Origin of the sequence: Janthinobacterium sp. GMG2 (genome assembly GCF_033949445.1) — a bacterium.
Classification (GTDB): Bacteria; Pseudomonadota; Gammaproteobacteria; order Burkholderiales; family Burkholderiaceae_D; genus Janthinobacterium; species Janthinobacterium aestuarii.
Genome location: NZ_JAXAWA010000010.1, coordinates 87419 through 104681, shown reverse-complemented (window position 1 = coordinate 104681; position 17263 = coordinate 87419). Strand labels below are relative to the sequence as shown.

Below are 17263 nucleotides of genomic sequence, written 5' to 3'. Positions count from 1 at the left end.
TTAAATGTTAAATATAGATTTTATATTTATAAATATCTACGTTTTTAAAAATGATCAATGGCGTTTTTTTGCAACATAAAATTACTGTATTGGCAATTTGATGTTTTGCCAGTAATAATTAGATGAAAAAGGTTGTATTGCAGAATTTATGCAAAGTAAAAAAACGTAAAAAAGCCCGCTGAAAGCGGGCTGGTGGAATTGTGACAGAGTGTCAGTCAGAGCGTTGGCCGTTCTGCTCGTGCGCCCTGTCCCGCCATCGGCTTACAAGGGCTGGAACACGCCGGCGGCGCGGTTCTTTTGCACATTGTCCCAGGCGAAGATCTGGCCGTTCATGGCCACATACACGCCGGCTGGCAAGGTTTGCGCCACGCCGCAGGCAAAGCCCAGGTTGAACAGGGCATCGGAGTTGTCGATTTCGTAGGGAATCATGGCGCCCGTCAAAATCACCGTTTGCTGCAGGTTCGCCGCGCCCAGCACTTGCGCCGTTTCGCGCATGGTGTCGGTGCCGTGGATGATGACGATGGCTTTCTCGTGCGCCGCGCGGCACGAAGCGAGCACGCGCTGGCGGTCCGCATCCTGCATGTCGAGCGAGTCGAGCAGTGGCAATTGCTCCAGCGCCACGGGCGCCGTCATGCGCGCGCGGGCGATCGCTGCCGGCAAATGACTGTCGGAAAAGCCCAGGGTACCGTTCAATTCGTTGTAGTGCTTGTCGAAAGTGCCGCCGGTGGCGAGTATGCGCAATGTCATGATGTGGTCACGATGTCAGTGGAGAATGACGCGCATGATATCGTGGATTGATGCCCTTGCGTGAATGGCGCTGCGGATGGGGCAGCGTGCTTGCCGCCTGCGCTTGCGCCGCATCTGGAAAAATTGGCCATCTGTGAGTACACTGGTTTCTTTGTTTGCCTGCCCCCCGACTCCGTATGAAAGCGCTCGCTCCCGGCACCGTCATTTTTCACCGCCACCGCGGTTACGGGGTGATCACGTCCGTCAATTTGCTGACGGGCTGGATCGCCGCCCGTTTCGGCAGCGAAGCGCGGACCCTGGACCTGAACCTGTCGACCGATGACGTGCAGTTTGCCGATGGCGAAGCGATCCTGTTTCGCCGCGCGCCGCCGGACCGCATGCCGCACGCGCGTCTGATGGCCATGGTGCGCGAGCTGCACCAGGCCGGCTATCAAAAGCTGTATCTGTATGCCTGGCCCAAGCCGTCCGGCTTGCACTGGCGCTGGCATTTGTTTACGGGGCCGCGCGACTGGATGCAGCGGCCCTGGCGCGAAGGCTGGTATGGCTCGGGCGCCGATTACAACGTCAACCCCGTGATGGGCTGGAGCGATTCCCCGGGCGCCACCACTGGCGAGCTGATCGATGCCCTGGCCCGCTTCGACCCGCAGGGGCTGGCGCAGGCGCTGGGCCGCGACGACGACCATAGCGACTGGTTTGGCCGCGTCTGCGACGCTTTATTGCCCAATTACATGTACAGCCTGGATATGCAGCGCACCGCAGGCGAGCCCCTGCAAGACATGCCGCCCGTGCCGGTCGTGGCCGTGCGCGCTGGCGTGGCGCCGTACAGTGGGCCGGACATCGCCTGGCCGCCCGGCTGGGCCGGCCTGTGGCGGGGCCGGCACGTGCTGCCCGCGCCCGCCATCGGCATCACGGGCGAGCCGGACTTGCTGAAGGGTTTTCAGCGTTCCTGAGGGCTTTGCCGCGCATGTTGCAACACCTCGGGATTGAGCAGGCGCGTGCATTGGCCCTGCGTAAAATCGACGATGTTTTGCAAGGCGTAGCGAAAATACAGTTCATAGCTGTCACGCTCGACGTAGCCCAGGTGCGGCGTGGCCAGCACGTTCGGTAGCAGCAGCAATGGCGAGCCTGGCGGCAGCGGCTCGTCCGTAAACACGTCCAGCGCGGCGGCGCCCGGGCGCCCCATCTGAAGCGCCGCTTCCAGCGCGCCATCGGCCACCAGCTCGGCACGGCTGGTGTTGACGAACAGCGAAGCCGGCTTCATGCGCGCCAGGTCCTCGCTCGTTACCAGGCCGCGCGTCTTGTCGGACAGGCGCAAGTGCAAGCTCAGCACGTCGGCCTGCTCGAAGAAGGCCTCGCGCGACTCTGCCGCCGTATCGCCGGCCGCCACGGCCGCCGCGCGGCTCGCTTCGCTGCCCCACACGAGGATGCTCATACCGAAAGCGCGGCCGTAGCCGGCGATCAATTGCCCGATCTTGCCGTAGCCCCAGATCGCCAGGGTGCGCCCTTTCAATACCGTACCGAGCGTGTTGCGTGCCGGTTCCAGCGACGACGTCTGCCACAGTCCTTCTTGTAAATGTTGCGCGTACGGCACGATCTTGCGCTGCGCCGCCATGATCAGCGCCCATGTCAGTTCGGCCGGCGCCGTGGGCGAGCCGATGCCTTCCGCGATGGCGATGCCCAGCTCGGTGGCGGCCGCCACATCGATGTGGCCGCTGACCTTGCCCGTTTGCGAAATCAGTTTCAGATTCGGCAGTTTCGACAGCAAGGCCCGGTTGAAACTGCTGCGTTCCCGGATCAGTACCAGCGCGTCGAACGGCGCCAGGCGGATCGCCAGCTGGCCCAGGCCCCGCGCCGTATTGCTGAACACTTTGACCTCGTGGCCGGCAAGCAACTGGAAGCAATCGAGGCCGCGCACGGCATCTTGGTAATCATCGAGTATGGCAATTTTCATGGTGGATGGCCGATTTTAGTGAGGATTTGGTAGGGAAATAACAGGATACGGGAAATGCTGAATAGCCTACTACATTAGTCAAGCTATTCTCCTACATTTTTGCGAGAATAGCTGTTACGCGGGTGTACAATCGCCGGCACTTTTGAAGCTTCCTGATGATAGTGATAGCGCAAACTGTTCCTGCAGCCCGGGAGCATGATCCAGGTAAATGCCGCCGGCGCGAGCGCCGCGGCGGACACGACACCAGAGCCCTGCCCGCGTGAACACGCCGCCCGCAGTGAGCCGCAGCCACCTCTCAACGATGCTGCCTGTCTTGCCGGAACGACCAGAATTTCTTTTATTGGTATTGGAGGTAATATGAATCAGCCCGTCATGGGTGGCGTCGCCGCACTCAACGTCCCAGCTTATATTAAACAACAGAAACTGATCAACTGGGTGGCAGACATTGCCGCGCTGACCAAGCCAGACCGCATCTACTGGTGCGATGGTTCGCAAGAAGAGTACGAGCGCCTGTGCGCCGAAATGGTTGCCAGCGGCACCATGAAAAAACTCAATGCCGAAAAGCGCCCGAATTCCTACCTGGCCTGCTCCGATCCGAGCGACGTGGCCCGCGTCGAAGACCGCACGTATATTTGCTCGGCAACGAAAGAAGCGGCCGGCCCGACGAATAACTGGACCGAGCCTGGCGAGATGCGCCACACTCTGAACGGCCTGTTCGATGGCTGCATGCGCGGCCGCACCATGTATGTCGTGCCATTCTCGATGGGCCCGCTGGGCTCGCCAATCGCGCACATCGGCGTGGAACTGTCCGATTCGCCGTATGTCGCCGTCAACATGAAGATCATGACCCGCATGGGCCGTGCCGTGTACGACGTGCTGGGTACCGATGGCGCATTCGTGCCATGCGTGCACAGCGTGGGCGCACCGCTGGCTGCGGGCCAGGCCGACGTGAAATGGCCGTGCAACAGCACCAAGTACATCGTGCATTTCCCGGAAACGCGCGAAATCTGGTCTTTCGGTTCGGGCTACGGCGGCAACGCCTTGCTGGGCAAGAAATGTTTCGCCCTGCGCATCGCCTCGAACATGGGCTACCAGGAAGCGCAAGCATCGGACAACAACCCGGGCTGGCTGGCCGAACACATGCTGATCCTCGGCGTGGAATCGCCGGAAGGCAAGAAGCATTATGTCGCGGCAGCGTTCCCATCGGCTTGCGGCAAGACCAACTTCGCCATGCTGATCCCGCCGGCAAGTTTTAATGGCTGGAAAGTGACCACCATCGGCGACGATATCGCCTGGATCAAGCCAGGTGCCGATGGCCGTTTGTATGCGATCAACCCGGAAGCGGGCTACTTCGGCGTGGCGCCAGGCACCAACGAAAAAACCAATTACAACTGCATGGCGTCCATGCGCGACAACACGATTTTCACCAACGTGGCGTTGACGGACGACGGCGATGTCTGGTGGGAAGGCTTGACCAAGGAAGCACCTAGCCATTTGATCGACTGGCAGGGCAAGGACTGGACGCCGGCGTCCGGTACCAAGGCGGCGCACCCGAACGCGCGCTTCACGGTGGCGGCAACGCAAAACCCCGTGATCGACTCGGCCTGGGACGATCCGGCCGGCGTGCCGATCTCGGCTTTCATCTTCGGCGGCCGCCGCTCGACCACCGTGCCACTGGTCACCGAAGCGCGCAACTGGGTCGAAGGCGTCTACATGGCCGCCACGATGGGCTCGGAAACGACGGCCGCGGCCGTGGGCCAGATGGGCGTCGTGCGCCGCGATCCATTTGCCATGTTGCCGTTTATCGGCTATAACATGAGCGATTACTTCCAGCATTGGCTGGACATGGGCGTCAAGGTGGGCAAGGTCAACCCGGCCGCCCTACCGAAGATCTACTGCGTCAACTGGTTCCGTACGGATGACGCTGGCAAGTTCGTCTGGCCTGGCTTTGGCGACAACATGCGCGTGCTCAAATGGATGTTGGAGCGTATCGAAGGCAAGGCCGGCGGCGTGGAAAACCTGTTCGGCACGACGCCGCAGTATGGCGACCTGAACTGGGATGGCCTGCCATTCACGCAAGAACAGTTCGACACCATCACCTCGATCGACAAGGCCGCGTGGGTGGAAGAGTTGAAATTGCATACGCAGTTGTTTGAAAAACTCGCGTATCATCTGCCGCAGGAATTGGCAGATAACAAGGCTGCGCTGGAAAAGCGGCTGAGTGCATAACTAAGTTAGCGTAAAGCGGCATCTGACAAGCGTAGCGAGCGGCAGTGATTTGTGGCTAAGAAGCGCAACCGTGCTGAAGCACGGTGAGCATCGCAGGCCGCAAAGCGCGCCGCGCAGTAGCTTGTCAGGTGTTGAGAGTTGTAGTGGGGGAGAAACACGCCAGCAAAGACTGGCGTGAGATAAATGACACGCCGGCAATGACTGGGGTGCTATCAAAAAGAGAAACGGCGCGGATTGCATGAGCAATCCGCGCCGTTTTTTATTGCGCTGCCGTCGTTATTGCTTCAGCAGCGGCCCCAGGTATTTACCCGTCACGCTGGCCGGGTTCAGTGACACGTCTTCCGGCGTGCCTGTGGCGATGATCTGGCCGCCGCCAGCCCCGCCTTCCGGGCCCAGGTCGACGATCCAGTCGGCAGTCTTGATGACGTCGAGGTTGTGCTCGATGATCACCAGAGTGTTGCCCTGGTCGCGCAGGCGGTGGATGACTTTCAGCAGCAAGTCGATATCGTGGAAGTGCAAGCCCGTCGTCGGTTCATCGAGGATGTACAGGGTGCGGCCCGTGTCGCGCTTGGACAATTCCAGCGACAGTTTCACGCGCTGCGCTTCGCCGCCGGACAGGGTCGTGGCGCTCTGGCCCAGCTTGATGTAGCCGAGGCCCACGTCGAGCAGGGTTTGCAGCTTGCGTGCGATCAAAGGGACGGGCTTGAAGAATTCATGCGCTTCTTCCACCGTCATGCCCAGCACTTCCGTGATGTTCTTGCCCTTGTATTGCACTTCCAGTGTTTCGCGGTTGTAGCGCTTGCCGTGGCACACGTCGCACGGCACGTAGACGTCAGGCAAGAAATGCATCTCGACCTTGATCACGCCATCGCCCTGGCACGCTTCGCAACGCCCACCCTTGACGTTGAACGAGAAGCGGCCTGCGCTGTAGCCGCGTTCCTTGGCCGTCGGCACGGTGGAGAACAGATCGCGGATCGGCGTAAACAAGCCCGTGTACGTGGCGGGATTGGAGCGCGGCGTGCGGCCGATCGGCGCCTGGTCGACGGAAATGACCTTGTCGAAGTGTTCCAGGCCGCTGATCGACTCGTGCGGCGCCGGTTCTGTCTGCGAACCATACAAATGGCGCGACAGGGCCGGATACAGGGTATCGTTGACCAGCGACGATTTGCCCGAGCCGGACACGCCCGTCACGCATGTCATCAAGCCCACAGGCAAGCTCAGCGACACCTTTTTCAGGTTGTTGCCCGTCGCGCCAGTAATGACCAGCTGCTTTTCCGGATTGCTGGCGTGGCGCTTGGCCGGCACGGCGATTTTCAGCTTGCCGTTCAGGTATTGCGCCGTCAGCGATTTCTTGTTCTTGAGAATGTCTTGCAAAGTGCCTTCGGCGATGATCTCGCCGCCATGCACGCCCGCGCCGATGCCCATGTCGACGATGTAGTCGGCCGTGCGAATGGCGTCCTCGTCATGCTCGACCACCAGCACGCTGTTGCCGATGTCGCGCAAGTGTTTCAAGGTTTCGATCAGGCGGTCATTGTCGCGCTGGTGCAAGCCGATCGAAGGCTCGTCGAGCACATACATGACGCCCGTCAAACCGGAGCCGATTTGCGACGCCAGGCGGATGCGCTGTGCTTCGCCGCCGGAGAGCGTGTCGGCGCTGCGGTCCAGCGACAGGTAGTCGAGGCCCACATTGTTGAGGAATTTCAGGCGTGAAATGATTTCCTTGACCACGCGGTCAGCGATCTCTTTCTTGGCGCCCGTCAGTTTCAGCTTTTCAAAGAATTCCAGGGTCTCGCGCAGCGGTTTTCCCGCCACTTCATAGATGGCGCGCTGCTGTTTGCCCGTGCCGACCTTGACGAAGCGCGCTTCCACGCGCAGGCGTGCGCCATCGCATGAGGGGCAGCATTTTTCATTGATGAACTTGGCCAATTCTTCCTTGACGGCCATCGAATCCGTCTCGCGGTAGCGGCGTTGCAGATTGTTGACCACGCCTTCGAACGTGTGTTCCTTGATGACGGTGCGGCCCCGTTCGTTGACATAGGTAAACGGAATCACTTGCTTGCCGGAACCGTACAGCACGGCTTGCTGTGAATTCAAGTCCAGCTGCTCGAACGGCATGTCCAGGTCAAACTCGTAATACGCGGCCAGGTTCGACAGCATCTGGAAGTAAAACTGGTTGCGGCGGTCCCAGCCCTTGACGGCGCCCGAGGCAAGCGACAGGTTCGGGAACGCGACGATGCGTTTCGGGTCAAAGAACTCAATGTGTCCCAGGCCGTCGCATTCCGGGCAGGCGCCCATGGGGTTGTTGAACGAGAACAGACGCGGTTCCAGTTCCTGCAGGGAATAGCCACACACATTGCAGGCGAACTTGTTGGAATACACGTGCTCTTGGGCCGTATCCATTTCGTAGGCAATGGCGCGGCCATCGGCCAGGCGCAGGGCTGTTTCGAAACTTTCCGCCAGGCGTTGCTTGATCTCCTGGTTCACCTTGACCCGGTCGATGACGACGTCGATCGTGTGTTTTTCCGTTTTCTTCAGTTTCGGGAGATCATCGACTTCATAGATCTTGGCCGCATGCGTGCCGCTTTGCACGCGGAAGCGCACGAAGCCCTGCGCCTGCATCTGCTCGAACAGGTCCACGTGTTCGCCCTTGCGGTTGGCAACGACGGGCGCAAGTATCATCAGCTTGGTGTCTTCCGGCATGGCCAGCACGGCATCGACCATTTGCGACACGGATTGCGCGGCCAGCGCGTTTTCCGGATGGTCGGGGCAGTAGGGCGTGCCCACGCGCGCATACAGCAGGCGCAGATAATCATGGATTTCCGTCACGGTGCCCACGGTCGAGCGCGGATTGTGCGACGTTGCCTTCTGTTCGATGGAGATGGCCGGCGATAGGCCCTCGATCAGGTCGACATCGGGCTTTTCCATCAACTGCAAAAACTGGCGTGCATAGGCCGACAGCGACTCGACATAGCGGCGCTGGCCTTCAGCGTACAAGGTGTCGAAGGCCAGCGACGACTTGCCGGAGCCGGACAAGCCGGTAATCACGATCAGCTTATTGCGCGGCAAATCGAGATTGATATTCTTGAGGTTATGCGTGCGAGCGCCGCGAATGCGGATCTGTTCCATGTGATTGCCTTGCTTTCAGTGAGTGGTGCGGCCGGCGCATTGTGCCTGGGTGCGGATGAGGAGCCACAACGGGTCAACCTGTAACTATAGCCGGGTTTTGCTCTGCATGCCTGAGGCGTCCATGGGCGGATTGCGCCGCCGGGCGAACGTGCCCTGACAAAGTTTGATGCAGATGCGTACTGACGTTTGAATACTGTATATAATACCAGTATTCAAGTTTCTTGTTTTCACCTGCCGTGAAAAAAACGTGCTGCCGCACGGGAGAGGGCGTCCGCCAGAAAGCGGGTGCTTTGCGCCGCGTGGTCGCTTATAATCCTCGTTTAGTACACTAAACTAACGCGCGGGACACCGGCTCCCGCTGCAGTTCATCAGGAGTTATTCATGGCATCAGTCAACAAAGTCATCATCGTCGGCAATCTGGGCCGTGACCCGGAAATCCGCTACATGCCTAGCGGCGACGCGATCGCCAACATCGCCGTGGCCACTTCGTACAAATCGAAGGACCGCAACACGGGCGAACAAAAAGAATTGACAGAGTGGCACCGTATCTCGTTCTTCGGCCGTCTGGCGGAAATCGTTGGCCAGTACCTGAAAAAAGGTTCGTCCGTCTACGTCGAAGGCCGTCTGCAAACCCGTAAATACACGGACAAGGACGGCGTCGAGAAATATGCAACCGACATCATCGCGGAACAGATGCAAATGCTGGGCGGCCGTTCCGGCATGGGCGGCGACGCCGGCGGTGGCGATGACAGCTACGGTGGTGGCGGTGGCGGCGGCTACGACGCCCCGGCCCCGCGCCAGGCGCCAGCCCCGCGTCCAGCTCCGGCACCGGCGCCACGCCCGGCACCGAAGCCAGCACCGAACTTCTCGGATATGGATGACGACATCCCATTTTAAGCACGCTGTTCTGAGGCCTGCCGTCAGACACTGCCGATAAAGAGCCTGCTTCCTCCGTGAAGCAGGCTTTTTTTATGCGCACGGGGTAGTAGGCGATCTGGGGCGCATTCTCACATTCCATAGCAAGAAGTGGCTGGCGGCGCCGTCCCGATGCTGGTCTGATGGTGGTTTTGACGACGCCGGAGAACAGTATGGATTTTCGTATTACGGGGCTGTCGCCCGAACCTTTTCTGCCCTATTTTTCCTTGTCTGATGCCGAGTTAACGGCGCTCGGCATGCGGCGCCAGGTGGTCGACCAACACCCCGGATTTCCTGACCGTGTAACGCTGATGGACGCCGAACTGGGCGAGACCGTGCTGTTATTGAATCATGTGTGCCAGCCCGCCATGACGCCTTACCGGGCTTGCCACGCCATTTTTGTCCGCGAGGGCGCCACGCAAGCGTACGATGCCGTCAACCAGGTGCCGGAATCGATGCGGCGGCGCCTGTTGGCGCTGCGCGCCTATGCTGCCGATGGCATGATGCTCGATGCCGACGTGGTGGACGGCACTGCCGTGGAAGCCGTCATTGCACAATTATTCGCCAATGCGGACGTCAGTTATATTCATGTTCATAATGCCAAGCGGGGCTGTTACGCGGGCCGTATCGACCGTGTTGGCAGCTCCCTTGTTTAATCGCGCAAGCCGATATCGAGCGTGTATGCCGCCACCGCATTCCTGCGCGCCGCGTTGCGCATCAGGTAAACCTGTACCGTGTACTCGCCATCGGCCGGCAGTTTTGCCTGGTAGCTGTTGCCGCCGGATGAACCGATGAACAGGGCTTCATCCTGGCCTGGCTGGCGGATGTTGAAGTAATTCGACGGTTGGTTGGTCTTCAGCTTGAGGCTGAGGGTCTGGCCGGCCTTGCCTGTCACCGTGTATTCGGCCGTGGCGTAGCCCTTGATCTTGCCTTTCACGCTGTGCACGGTTTTTCCTGCCGTCAGTTCCACTGTTTCCTTGTGGACCGGGTCGGCGCTCCAGGCGGGCATGGTGAAAACGAGGGCTGCCAGCAGCAGGCTGGCGCGAATGGGCAGATGGCGATGCGGCATCGGGACTTCCTCTTGAACGTGGTGCCAGCGCGCTCGCCGGCGATGCTGGCCATGTTACGCCAGATGCCGCCATTGGCCAGTACGGCAGCGCTCGTATAGCGTGTGCCGGTGCGTTTTTTCCTCCTTTCTTGACCTGTGCGCTTTTTCCGGGCGCGCACGTTTCAATACGCGGAAAAAGACGAAATTCAGGTAGGCTGAAGCGTCTCTTCTCACTACTCTGAAAGGAACGCAGCATGGGTATTTCCGGAAAAGTCGCGCTCGTCACAGGTGCTGCGCAAGGTATCGGCAAGGCTATCGCCTTGCGCCTGGCCAAGGATGGCGCCGATATCGCGCTGGTGGATTTGAATCAGGAAAAGCTGGACGCCGCCGCCGCCGAAGTGCGTGCGCTGGGGCGCCGCGCCGTCACCTTCATTGCCGACGTGTCGCAGCTCGCTCAGGTCACCGAAGCGGTGGCGTTTGCCGAGCAGGAACTGGGCGGCTTCGACATCATCGTTAACAACGCCGGTATCGCACAAGTGCAGCCGCTGCTCGACGTGACGCCGGACGAGGTCGACCGCATCATGCGCATCAATGTGCAAGGGACGCTCTGGGGCATCCAGGCGGCCGCCAAGACCTTCAAGAAGCGCAAGCAGAAAGGCAAGATCATCAATGCCTGCTCCATCGCCGGTCATGACGGTTTTGCCTTGCTGGGCGTGTACTCGGCCACCAAGTTTGCCGTGCGCGCGCTGACGCAGGCGGCGGCCAAGGAACTGGCGGCCGACGGCATCACCGTCAACGCGTATTGCCCTGGCGTCGTCGGCACGGACATGTGGACCGAGATCGACAAGCGCATGGCTGAAGTGACGGGCGCGGAACTGGGTGCGACGTATAAAAAATATGTGGACGGCATCGCACTGGGGCGCGCCGAGACGCCGGACGACGTGGCAGGGCTCGTCTCCTTCCTGGCGGGGCCCGATGCCGATTACATGACGGGCCAGGCGCCGCTGATCGACGGGGGATTGGTGTACCGTTGATGGCGTGATTGGGGGGCTGGCGGGGAATCGGCGTCCCCGTCAGACCCCCATCGATTAATTCACGCTGACTTCCTTGCGGTTGTCGCGCGGAACCCTGTCGATCATCTTGTTGTACGGATCGACGCCCACTTCAAACGGTTTGTCCTTCACCGTCATCGTCACCACGGGGTCGCTGCCCGACAATACGCGCTTGTCGGTGAACAGGACTTTTTCATCTTTTTCCTTGCCGCCTGCCGGGCGCGCGAAGATGGCGATTTCCACCGGCTCGTCGTAGGCGCGTGGGCTTTCCTTGCCCTTGCCGTCGGACTCCAGTTTGGCCAAGTGCAATTGCATGGTGACATCCCACTGACCGTCCTTGCGCTGCACGGCGCTCGCTTGCGTGACGCGGTTGTCGTAGAAGACGATTTTCTCGAACAGGTCCGTGATCAGCGCCTGCTTGTCCTGCGGCGCTTCGGCGCGGATGTAGGCCAGCAGTTCCGACGACGTGGTGAACGGCGCCTGCTGGTAGCCCTTGTCCTGCAGATAGCGTTTCAGCGCACGGTTCAGCGCTTCCTCGCCGATTTCATCGCGCAGGCGGTAGAACACCAGGCTGCCCTTGTTGTAGTGGATATATTGCTGTCCCTCCACGCGCGCCAGCGGCAGTTCCTCGATGGCTTCGCCGCCGCGCCCGCTCAGGTAGCGGTCAAGTTCATAGCGCAGGAAGCGGCGCATCTTGTCGCGCCCGTATTCCTTTTCCATCACCATCAGGGCCGAGTATTGCGCCAAGGACTCCATCAGCATGGTGGCGCCCTGCACGTTGGCGCCGATCACCTGGTGGCCCCACCACTGGTGCGCCATTTCATGCGCCGTGACGTAGAACACGTAGTCGATGTCATCCTTGTCGCGCAGGTCGGCGATGAAGCCGATGCCTTCCGAATACGGAATCGTATTGGCAAACGACTGCGCGAAGCTCTGGTAGCCGGGGAATTCCAGGATGCGCACCTGCTTGTGCTGGTAGGGCGTGAACTCGGTGGTGTAATAGTCGAGCGACTTTTGCACGGAGGTAATCATGCGCTGCGTATTGTAGCCATGCTTTTTATCGAAATAAATTTCGATCGGCAAGCCTTTCCACGCATCTTTCTTGACTTCCCAGCGCGCCGACAGGTAGGCGAAGAACGGCATCATCGGCTGGTCCATCTTGTAGCGGTAATAGCGGCGGCCATCCTTTTCCCAGCTCTTCTGCAGGTAGCCGGGCGCCAGGGCGATCTGCTCGCCGCTGGTGGACACCGTCGTGTCGAAATGGATCCAGTCCGCCTCGCCGCCAAAGACCGTATTGCCATACGCCGAGGTGTCTTCCAGCTTGGCCATGCGCTGCGGTTCGCCCAGGCCCCGCTTGCGGCGCTCGTTGCGGTCCGTCAGCTCCATTTCCTTGGCATAGCCGAAGTGCGGGAAATACGCCTGGTTGTTGAAGAAACTGCCGTTCAGGTTGACCTGGTCAGGCGCGCCGCTGTTGGTAAAGCCCGCATGCGTGACGGCCACCGTGAAGTCGAGCGGCAGGGTGGCGCCAGGCGCCACGGGACGGGCCAGCTTGAGGATGCTGAAGCCCACTTCCTTGTCGTCCAGCGCCACCTTGTGCTCAGGCAAGTTCAACCAGTGCGTGTCCAAGTCCGGATTGAGTTGGATGCGCAAGGTGTCGAGCGGCTGCTGCGTCTTGTTTTGCAGCACGTAGTGGCCCTTGATCAAGACTTTGCGTTGCTCGGGATAGATATCCACGTCGGCCTGGATATCGGTGATCTTCAGCTGCGGCAAGTCCTTGTACTGCTTGTACAATTTTTCGTAGCGCGCCTGCTTGTCCATGCTGACATTCGCCGTTTCGTACTGGTTCAGCACATTCGTGTTGTAGAAGATCCAGCCGCCCGTGCCGGCCCAGCATAGCAGCACCAGGGCCAGCGCGGCGCCAGCTTTGCCGCTCAGGCGTTGGCGGGCCAGGCGCACGCGCGCACGCCAGTCGGCGGACAGGCCGCGCACCCAGAATGCCTGCGCCAGCATGACGAGGGCCACCGTGAACAGGCTCCAGTACAGCGCGAACCAGGACCAGCCGGCCAGGAAGTGGCCATAGCCGTTCATGTCCGAATACTTGATGGCCGGCGTGCCGCCGAACGCGTACAGATTGTGTTCGAAGTGCAGCATGCCCAGCACCATTTGCGCCACCATCAGCAGGATCACCAGCAGGTAGCCGATGAACTTGTTATTTGACAGCACTTGCAGGGTGAGGGCGCACAAGGCCATCAGCACGAAGAAGAGGGCCCCCAGCAGGGTGCCTTTCAGGTACAGCCCCAGTTCCACGGGCGCGCCGCCCTTGTAGAGCTGGAAACCGATGGCCGCGATGACGCCCACCAGCAGGTAACCGGCGATGACGCCGACCAGGGCCGTGCATTTGGCCAGCAGAGGGACCCAGCTGGGCACGGGCATGGCATCGCTGACGTCGGCGATCCTGGCTTGCCGCTCCTTGAAGATCAGTTCGCCTGCGTAAAAGGTGACGATGATGATCAGCATGAAGCTGAAGCTGTTGTTGATATTTTGCAGCATCAAATGCGTCATCGGATACACGGCCGTGCCGTACATGTTCTTGCCGATATTCGCTCCGGCGATCAGGTTGATTACGGCGAACAGCAGCATGACGAGGAAGGGCACGCTCTTGAACACGCCGACGGCGTCGAAGCGCAGGATTTGCCACCACTGGCGCCAGGCTGTCGCGCCCGTAAAGGTGGGGACGCTGCGCGGCAGGTGCAGCGGCGCCGCCACGGCCGGCGCGGTGGCCTCTGCCTTGTGCTTGCCGAACAGGCGCTTGCCCGTGCCCGTGCGCTGCGGCTTGAACAGGATCACGGTGGCGGCGAACAGCACCACCGTGATGGCCAGCCACAGCAAGCGGTTGGCCAGCAGGAAGCCGGAAAACGGCGGCAGGCCCGCGTTCGCTTCGGCGGACGTGAAGTAGCGCGTCATGCGGCCAAACGCGCGCATGCCGAACGGGTCGAGCAGGACGGCGATCCATTCGTTGTTGATGTCGCGCGTAAAGGCGCCGGCCATGCCCCACAGCACGAAAAAGCCCAGCACGCCCACGTAGACAAGCAACATCGAGCGCGTCGTGGCCGCCAGCAGCATCAGCAGGGCGCCGATGAAGAGCAGGTTCGGGATCACCATCACGCCAAAGCTCCACGCGTACGCATGCAGCGAGAACGCGCCCACGCGCTGCGGGTCGACCCAGGGCATGAGGGGGCCGAGCATGATGGCCAGGGCGATGGCGGCAAAGATCACCAGGCAGGCGACGAAGCCGGCGGCAAAGCGGCCGAACAGGTAATCCCACTTGCGCATGGGCGTGGCGAACAGCATGTCGGCCATGCCCACTTCGCTGTCGCGCAGCACGGCGCCGGCGATGAAGATGGTGATGAGCAGCATAGACAGCAGACTGAACATCGTCAGCAGCTGCGCCACCACGGTGGGCGCATTGCGGTTGATGTTGCCGATGGCGCCGCCGACCTGGATCGAATCGCTGCTGCTGGCGCCAAACGCCATCAAGGCGAGGATGACGGCAAATATCCACAGCAGCGGCTGTTTCAGCTGATAGCCGAGGTCAAACTTGAAAAATTCCTTCCACATGGCGGCCCCTTACGCTGCGGCTGCGGCTGCGGCCGGCGCGGCGGCGCCGTTGCGGGCGGCGTTGCGCACATGCAGGAAGTACACGTCTTCCAGGTCCGGGGCGATCTGCGTGAAGCCGCTGTCGGGCTGGCTGTCGGCAAACACATTGATTTGCGGCTTGCCACCCACCAGGCGCGTCGACAGCACGTTCAAGGTTTGCTGGTACTGTGCCAGCTCGTCCATGCTGACGCTGCGGCGCCAGACCTTGCCCAGCAGCGTATCGATGGCCGCCTGCGGCTCGCCCTGCACCAGCACCTGTCCCTTGACGATCATCGCCATGCGCGGGCACAGGTCCGTCACGTCGTCGACGATGTGCGTCGACAGGATGACGACCACTTGCTCACCGATCTTCGCCAGCAGGTTCAGGAAGCGGTTGCGCTCGTCCGGATCCAGGCCGGCCGTCGGTTCATCGACGATCACCAGGCGCGGCGCGCCCAGCAGCGCCTGGGCGATGCCGAAGCGCTGGCGCATGCCGCCCGAATACGTGCCCAGGTTGCGCTTGCGCGCTTCCCACAGATTGGTTTGCTGCAGCAAGGCTTCCACGGCCTCCTTGCGCGGGCCCTTTTCCGTCAAACCTTTGAGCACTGCAAAGTGGTTGAGCAGGGTTTCCGCACTGACCTTCGGATACACGCCGAAATCCTGCGGCAGGTAGCCGAGCTGGCGGCGCAGGCCGGCCTTGTCCTGCAGCACATCGACGCCATCGAAATGGATGCTGCCGCTATCGGGATCTTGCAATGTCGCAATGGTGCGCATCAGCGAGGACTTGCCCGCGCCATTCGGTCCCAGCAAGCCGAACATCCCGTTGGGGATTTCCAGGCTGACATTGTTGATGGCCTTGACGCCATTGGCATACGTTTTGTTCAGCTGTTTGATCGATAGCATGTGCAGCACTCTCCAGAGCTTGGGTATGAAAGCCGGCAGATGCATGCCTGCCGGTCTGTGGAAGGGGATCACCCTTGTTTTGCAGCCGCGATGGCGGATGTTACTTAAAAACAATAATATATAACCAATTGGAAGGAAATTAATATTTTTGCGACCAAGGGCGGAAATGCAGGGCTGGAATGCAGGAGGAAGCGATGAGCGACGTGGTGCTACACTCGCCATCTCAATGACGCCATGCGGCGGAAAGACGGGACCATGACGGTAATACAGAACATGACATTGCGCGCCGTTGCGCCCGGCGAAGAAGGGACGCTGGCGCGGTTGTTCCAGCTGTACTGCTACGACAACACCGTCTGGAGCGGCGAAGACGTGCTGGCCGACGGCCGCTACGATGTGTGCGATGCCGGGCTGGCTGACTATGTGCATGCGCCCGGGCATACGGCCGTCTGGATCGAGGTCGGTGGGGCGCTGGCGGGCTTTTTCATCACGGAGCCCGGCATGGCGGGCGAGTTGCCGGTGCAGGAGTTCAGCGACTTTTTTATTTTGAAGAAGTACCGGCGCCGGGGGCTGGCGCTGGAAGTGGTGCGGAGAGTGCTGCTGGGCAGCACGCAGACGTGGATGGTGGCGACGTTCCGCGCCGATGCGGATGCCTGCGCGTTCTGGCGGCAGGCGTTTGCGCGCCTGCCGTTCGCCAGGGTCGAGGCGTGGGACGATCCGGACTTGCCGCAGTTCCAGCTGACGTTGCTGAAACCTGCGGCCTGAGCTGGATTAGAAGCGTACTTTCACATATGCCGACGGTCCCGTCAGGCGGATGTTCAGGTCGGCATCGCGTTCGCTGTCGCGGTGCAGCTTGATTTTCGAGATGCCGTAATCGGCCACGAAACCGATATTTTTGAACGGGAACCATTCCACGCCGACATTGCCGCCGTAGATGTGGCCATTGATGCGTCCGCCGTTTTTCTTGATGCCCGACGCTTCCGCATACATGCGCAAGTCCGGCGTGAAGGCGTGGCGCCAGCCCACTTCCAGCAGTGGCGCAAACGCGTGCTCACTGATGGAATCGCGTGCCGTGGCCGTTTCACCATTGACGACGCCGGTGGCCGTGCCTTTCAGGTTGGCGTGGTAGTAGGCGGCGCCCAGGCCGATGCCGAAGGTATCGTTGCCGCTGCCCAGCCACCATTTATAGGCCAGCTTGGCCAGGTCCAGCTTCAGATCGGCATTCGCCGTGGCCGTGCCCGTGACGGGCTGGCCATTGATGATGGTTTCGCCTGTCAGGCTTGGCGTGTAGGATTTGTCGTAGCGGTAGTAGTCGAATGCCAGGCCATGGCGGTCGCCGATCAGCAAGTCCGCCTTGACGCGCGGGATGGTGGTATGGCTTGGCTTTGATTCGGGCGCGTCGATGCGGCCAAATTGCGTGTCGGCGCCGATATTGATGCGTGGATCGGCGGAAAACGCGCCCACGGAAATGCTGGCGCGGTCCAGGGTGGGCGACGGTTCAGCGCGCGCCGTGGCGGCCGCCGTGGCAATACCCAGCACGCCCAGCATCATGGCACCGCGCAAGGCAAGGTGGTGCGGGCGTGGTGGGGACAGGCGGGTGAACACGGACATGGCAGACATGGGGCAACTCCTCAAGATAAAGTGAAAACTGTCGCGACG

The 17263-nt window shown here is 60.8% G+C and carries 13 protein-coding genes; 6 read left to right on the top strand and 7 right to left on the bottom strand.

Annotated features, from left to right (window positions below):
* Positions 1-261 precede the first annotated feature (261 nt).
* Positions 262-747 carry an asparaginase domain-containing protein gene (locus SKZ59_RS27270; RefSeq protein ID WP_034754431.1) on the bottom strand — a complete coding sequence of 162 codons (486 nt, stop codon included), beginning with the start codon at positions 745-747 and terminating at the stop codon, positions 262-264.
* Positions 748-923: 176 nt separating this feature from the next.
* On the opposite strand from SKZ59_RS27270, the gene SKZ59_RS27265 reads away from it, so the two are divergent.
* A complete protein-coding gene (locus tag SKZ59_RS27265) occupies positions 924-1697 on the top strand; it encodes an L-asparaginase (protein ID WP_319993509.1) in 774 nt (257 codons plus the stop codon).
* On the opposite strand, the gene SKZ59_RS27260 is transcribed toward SKZ59_RS27265, so the two are convergent.
* Positions 1685-2698: a D-2-hydroxyacid dehydrogenase family protein gene (locus tag SKZ59_RS27260; RefSeq protein ID WP_319993508.1), complete on the bottom strand. Its 1014-nt coding sequence runs from the start codon at positions 2696-2698 to the stop codon at positions 1685-1687. The two genes, SKZ59_RS27265 and SKZ59_RS27260, sit on opposite strands and share 13 nt — an antisense overlap.
* A 357-nt stretch (positions 2699-3055) precedes the next feature.
* Here SKZ59_RS27260 and SKZ59_RS27255 point away from each other — a divergent pair, with 357 nt between their 5' ends.
* Positions 3056-4927, top strand: coding sequence for a phosphoenolpyruvate carboxykinase (GTP) (locus SKZ59_RS27255; RefSeq protein WP_319993507.1), 1872 nt, complete (start codon positions 3056-3058; stop codon positions 4925-4927).
* A gap of 276 nt (positions 4928-5203) precedes the next feature.
* On the opposite strand, the gene uvrA is transcribed toward SKZ59_RS27255, so the two are convergent.
* Positions 5204-8053 carry an excinuclease ABC subunit UvrA gene (gene uvrA / locus SKZ59_RS27250; protein ID WP_034754422.1) on the bottom strand — a complete coding sequence of 950 codons (2850 nt, stop codon included), beginning with the start codon at positions 8051-8053 and terminating at the stop codon, positions 5204-5206.
* 381 nt (positions 8054-8434) lie between these two features.
* Here uvrA and ssb point away from each other — a divergent pair, with 381 nt between their 5' ends.
* Both ssb and SKZ59_RS27240 read left to right on the top strand, forming a co-directional pair.
* Complete coding sequence (gene ssb / locus SKZ59_RS27245; RefSeq protein WP_034754418.1) at positions 8435-8950, top strand: single-stranded DNA-binding protein; 516 nt, start codon at positions 8435-8437, stop codon at positions 8948-8950.
* 191 nt (positions 8951-9141) lie between these two features.
* Positions 9142-9624 carry a DUF1203 domain-containing protein gene (locus SKZ59_RS27240; protein ID WP_319993506.1) on the top strand — a complete coding sequence of 161 codons (483 nt, stop codon included), beginning with the start codon at positions 9142-9144 and terminating at the stop codon, positions 9622-9624.
* Here the strand turns inward: SKZ59_RS27240 and SKZ59_RS27235 are convergent.
* Positions 9621-10037 (bottom strand): hypothetical protein, encoded by a 417-nt coding sequence (locus SKZ59_RS27235; protein ID WP_319993505.1) that lies wholly within the window; start codon positions 10035-10037, stop codon positions 9621-9623. The two genes, SKZ59_RS27240 and SKZ59_RS27235, sit on opposite strands and share 4 nt — an antisense overlap.
* Positions 10038-10270: 233 nt before the next feature.
* Here SKZ59_RS27235 and SKZ59_RS27230 point away from each other — a divergent pair, with 233 nt between their 5' ends.
* Positions 10271-11050 (top strand): acetoin reductase, encoded by a 780-nt coding sequence (locus SKZ59_RS27230; protein WP_319993504.1) that lies wholly within the window; start codon positions 10271-10273, stop codon positions 11048-11050.
* Positions 11051-11104: 54 nt separating this feature from the next.
* On the opposite strand, the gene SKZ59_RS27225 is transcribed toward SKZ59_RS27230, so the two are convergent.
* Both SKZ59_RS27225 and SKZ59_RS27220 read right to left on the bottom strand, forming a co-directional pair.
* The gene (locus tag SKZ59_RS27225) at positions 11105-14686 is read right to left on the bottom strand and encodes an ABC transporter permease/M1 family aminopeptidase (RefSeq protein ID WP_034754408.1); all 3582 of its coding nucleotides are present in this window, start codon (positions 14684-14686) and stop codon (positions 11105-11107) included.
* Positions 14687-14695: 9 nt separating this feature from the next.
* Positions 14696-15607 (bottom strand): ABC transporter ATP-binding protein, encoded by a 912-nt coding sequence (locus SKZ59_RS27220; protein WP_319993503.1) that lies wholly within the window; start codon positions 15605-15607, stop codon positions 14696-14698.
* Between the two features lie 255 nt (positions 15608-15862).
* Here SKZ59_RS27220 and SKZ59_RS27215 point away from each other — a divergent pair, with 255 nt between their 5' ends.
* Positions 15863-16369: a hypothetical protein gene (locus SKZ59_RS27215; protein ID WP_319993502.1), complete on the top strand. Its 507-nt coding sequence runs from the start codon at positions 15863-15865 to the stop codon at positions 16367-16369.
* Positions 16370-16375: 6 nt separating this feature from the next.
* On the opposite strand, the gene SKZ59_RS27210 is transcribed toward SKZ59_RS27215, so the two are convergent.
* Positions 16376-17224 carry a hypothetical protein gene (locus SKZ59_RS27210; protein ID WP_080698671.1) on the bottom strand — a complete coding sequence of 283 codons (849 nt, stop codon included), beginning with the start codon at positions 17222-17224 and terminating at the stop codon, positions 16376-16378.
* Positions 17225-17263: the final 39 nt, after the last annotated feature.

What these genes read in the sequence shown, in the direction of transcription:
- SKZ59_RS27235 (WP_319993505.1), bottom strand. Translation starts at nt 10,037, where the DNA reads ATGCCGCATCGCCATCTGCCCATTCGCGCCAGCCTGCTGCTGGCAGCC.
- SKZ59_RS27215 (WP_319993502.1), top strand. Translation starts at nt 15,863, where the DNA reads ATGACGGTAATACAGAACATGACATTGCGCGCCGTTGCGCCCGGCGAA.
- SKZ59_RS27260 (WP_319993508.1), bottom strand. Translation starts at nt 2,698, where the DNA reads ATGAAAATTGCCATACTCGATGATTACCAAGATGCCGTGCGCGGCCTC.
- SKZ59_RS27240 (WP_319993506.1), top strand. Translation starts at nt 9,142, where the DNA reads ATGGATTTTCGTATTACGGGGCTGTCGCCCGAACCTTTTCTGCCCTAT.
- SKZ59_RS27230 (WP_319993504.1), top strand. Translation starts at nt 10,271, where the DNA reads ATGGGTATTTCCGGAAAAGTCGCGCTCGTCACAGGTGCTGCGCAAGGT.
- ssb (WP_034754418.1), top strand. Translation starts at nt 8,435, where the DNA reads ATGGCATCAGTCAACAAAGTCATCATCGTCGGCAATCTGGGCCGTGAC.
- uvrA (WP_034754422.1), bottom strand. Translation starts at nt 8,053, where the DNA reads ATGGAACAGATCCGCATTCGCGGCGCTCGCACGCATAACCTCAAGAAT.
- SKZ59_RS27265 (WP_319993509.1), top strand. Translation starts at nt 924, where the DNA reads ATGAAAGCGCTCGCTCCCGGCACCGTCATTTTTCACCGCCACCGCGGT.
- SKZ59_RS27225 (WP_034754408.1), bottom strand. Translation starts at nt 14,686, where the DNA reads ATGTGGAAGGAATTTTTCAAGTTTGACCTCGGCTATCAGCTGAAACAG.
- SKZ59_RS27220 (WP_319993503.1), bottom strand. Translation starts at nt 15,607, where the DNA reads ATGCTATCGATCAAACAGCTGAACAAAACGTATGCCAATGGCGTCAAG.
- SKZ59_RS27210 (WP_080698671.1), bottom strand. Translation starts at nt 17,224, where the DNA reads ATGTCTGCCATGTCCGTGTTCACCCGCCTGTCCCCACCACGCCCGCAC.
- SKZ59_RS27255 (WP_319993507.1), top strand. Translation starts at nt 3,056, where the DNA reads ATGAATCAGCCCGTCATGGGTGGCGTCGCCGCACTCAACGTCCCAGCT.
- SKZ59_RS27270 (WP_034754431.1), bottom strand. Translation starts at nt 747, where the DNA reads ATGACATTGCGCATACTCGCCACCGGCGGCACTTTCGACAAGCACTAC.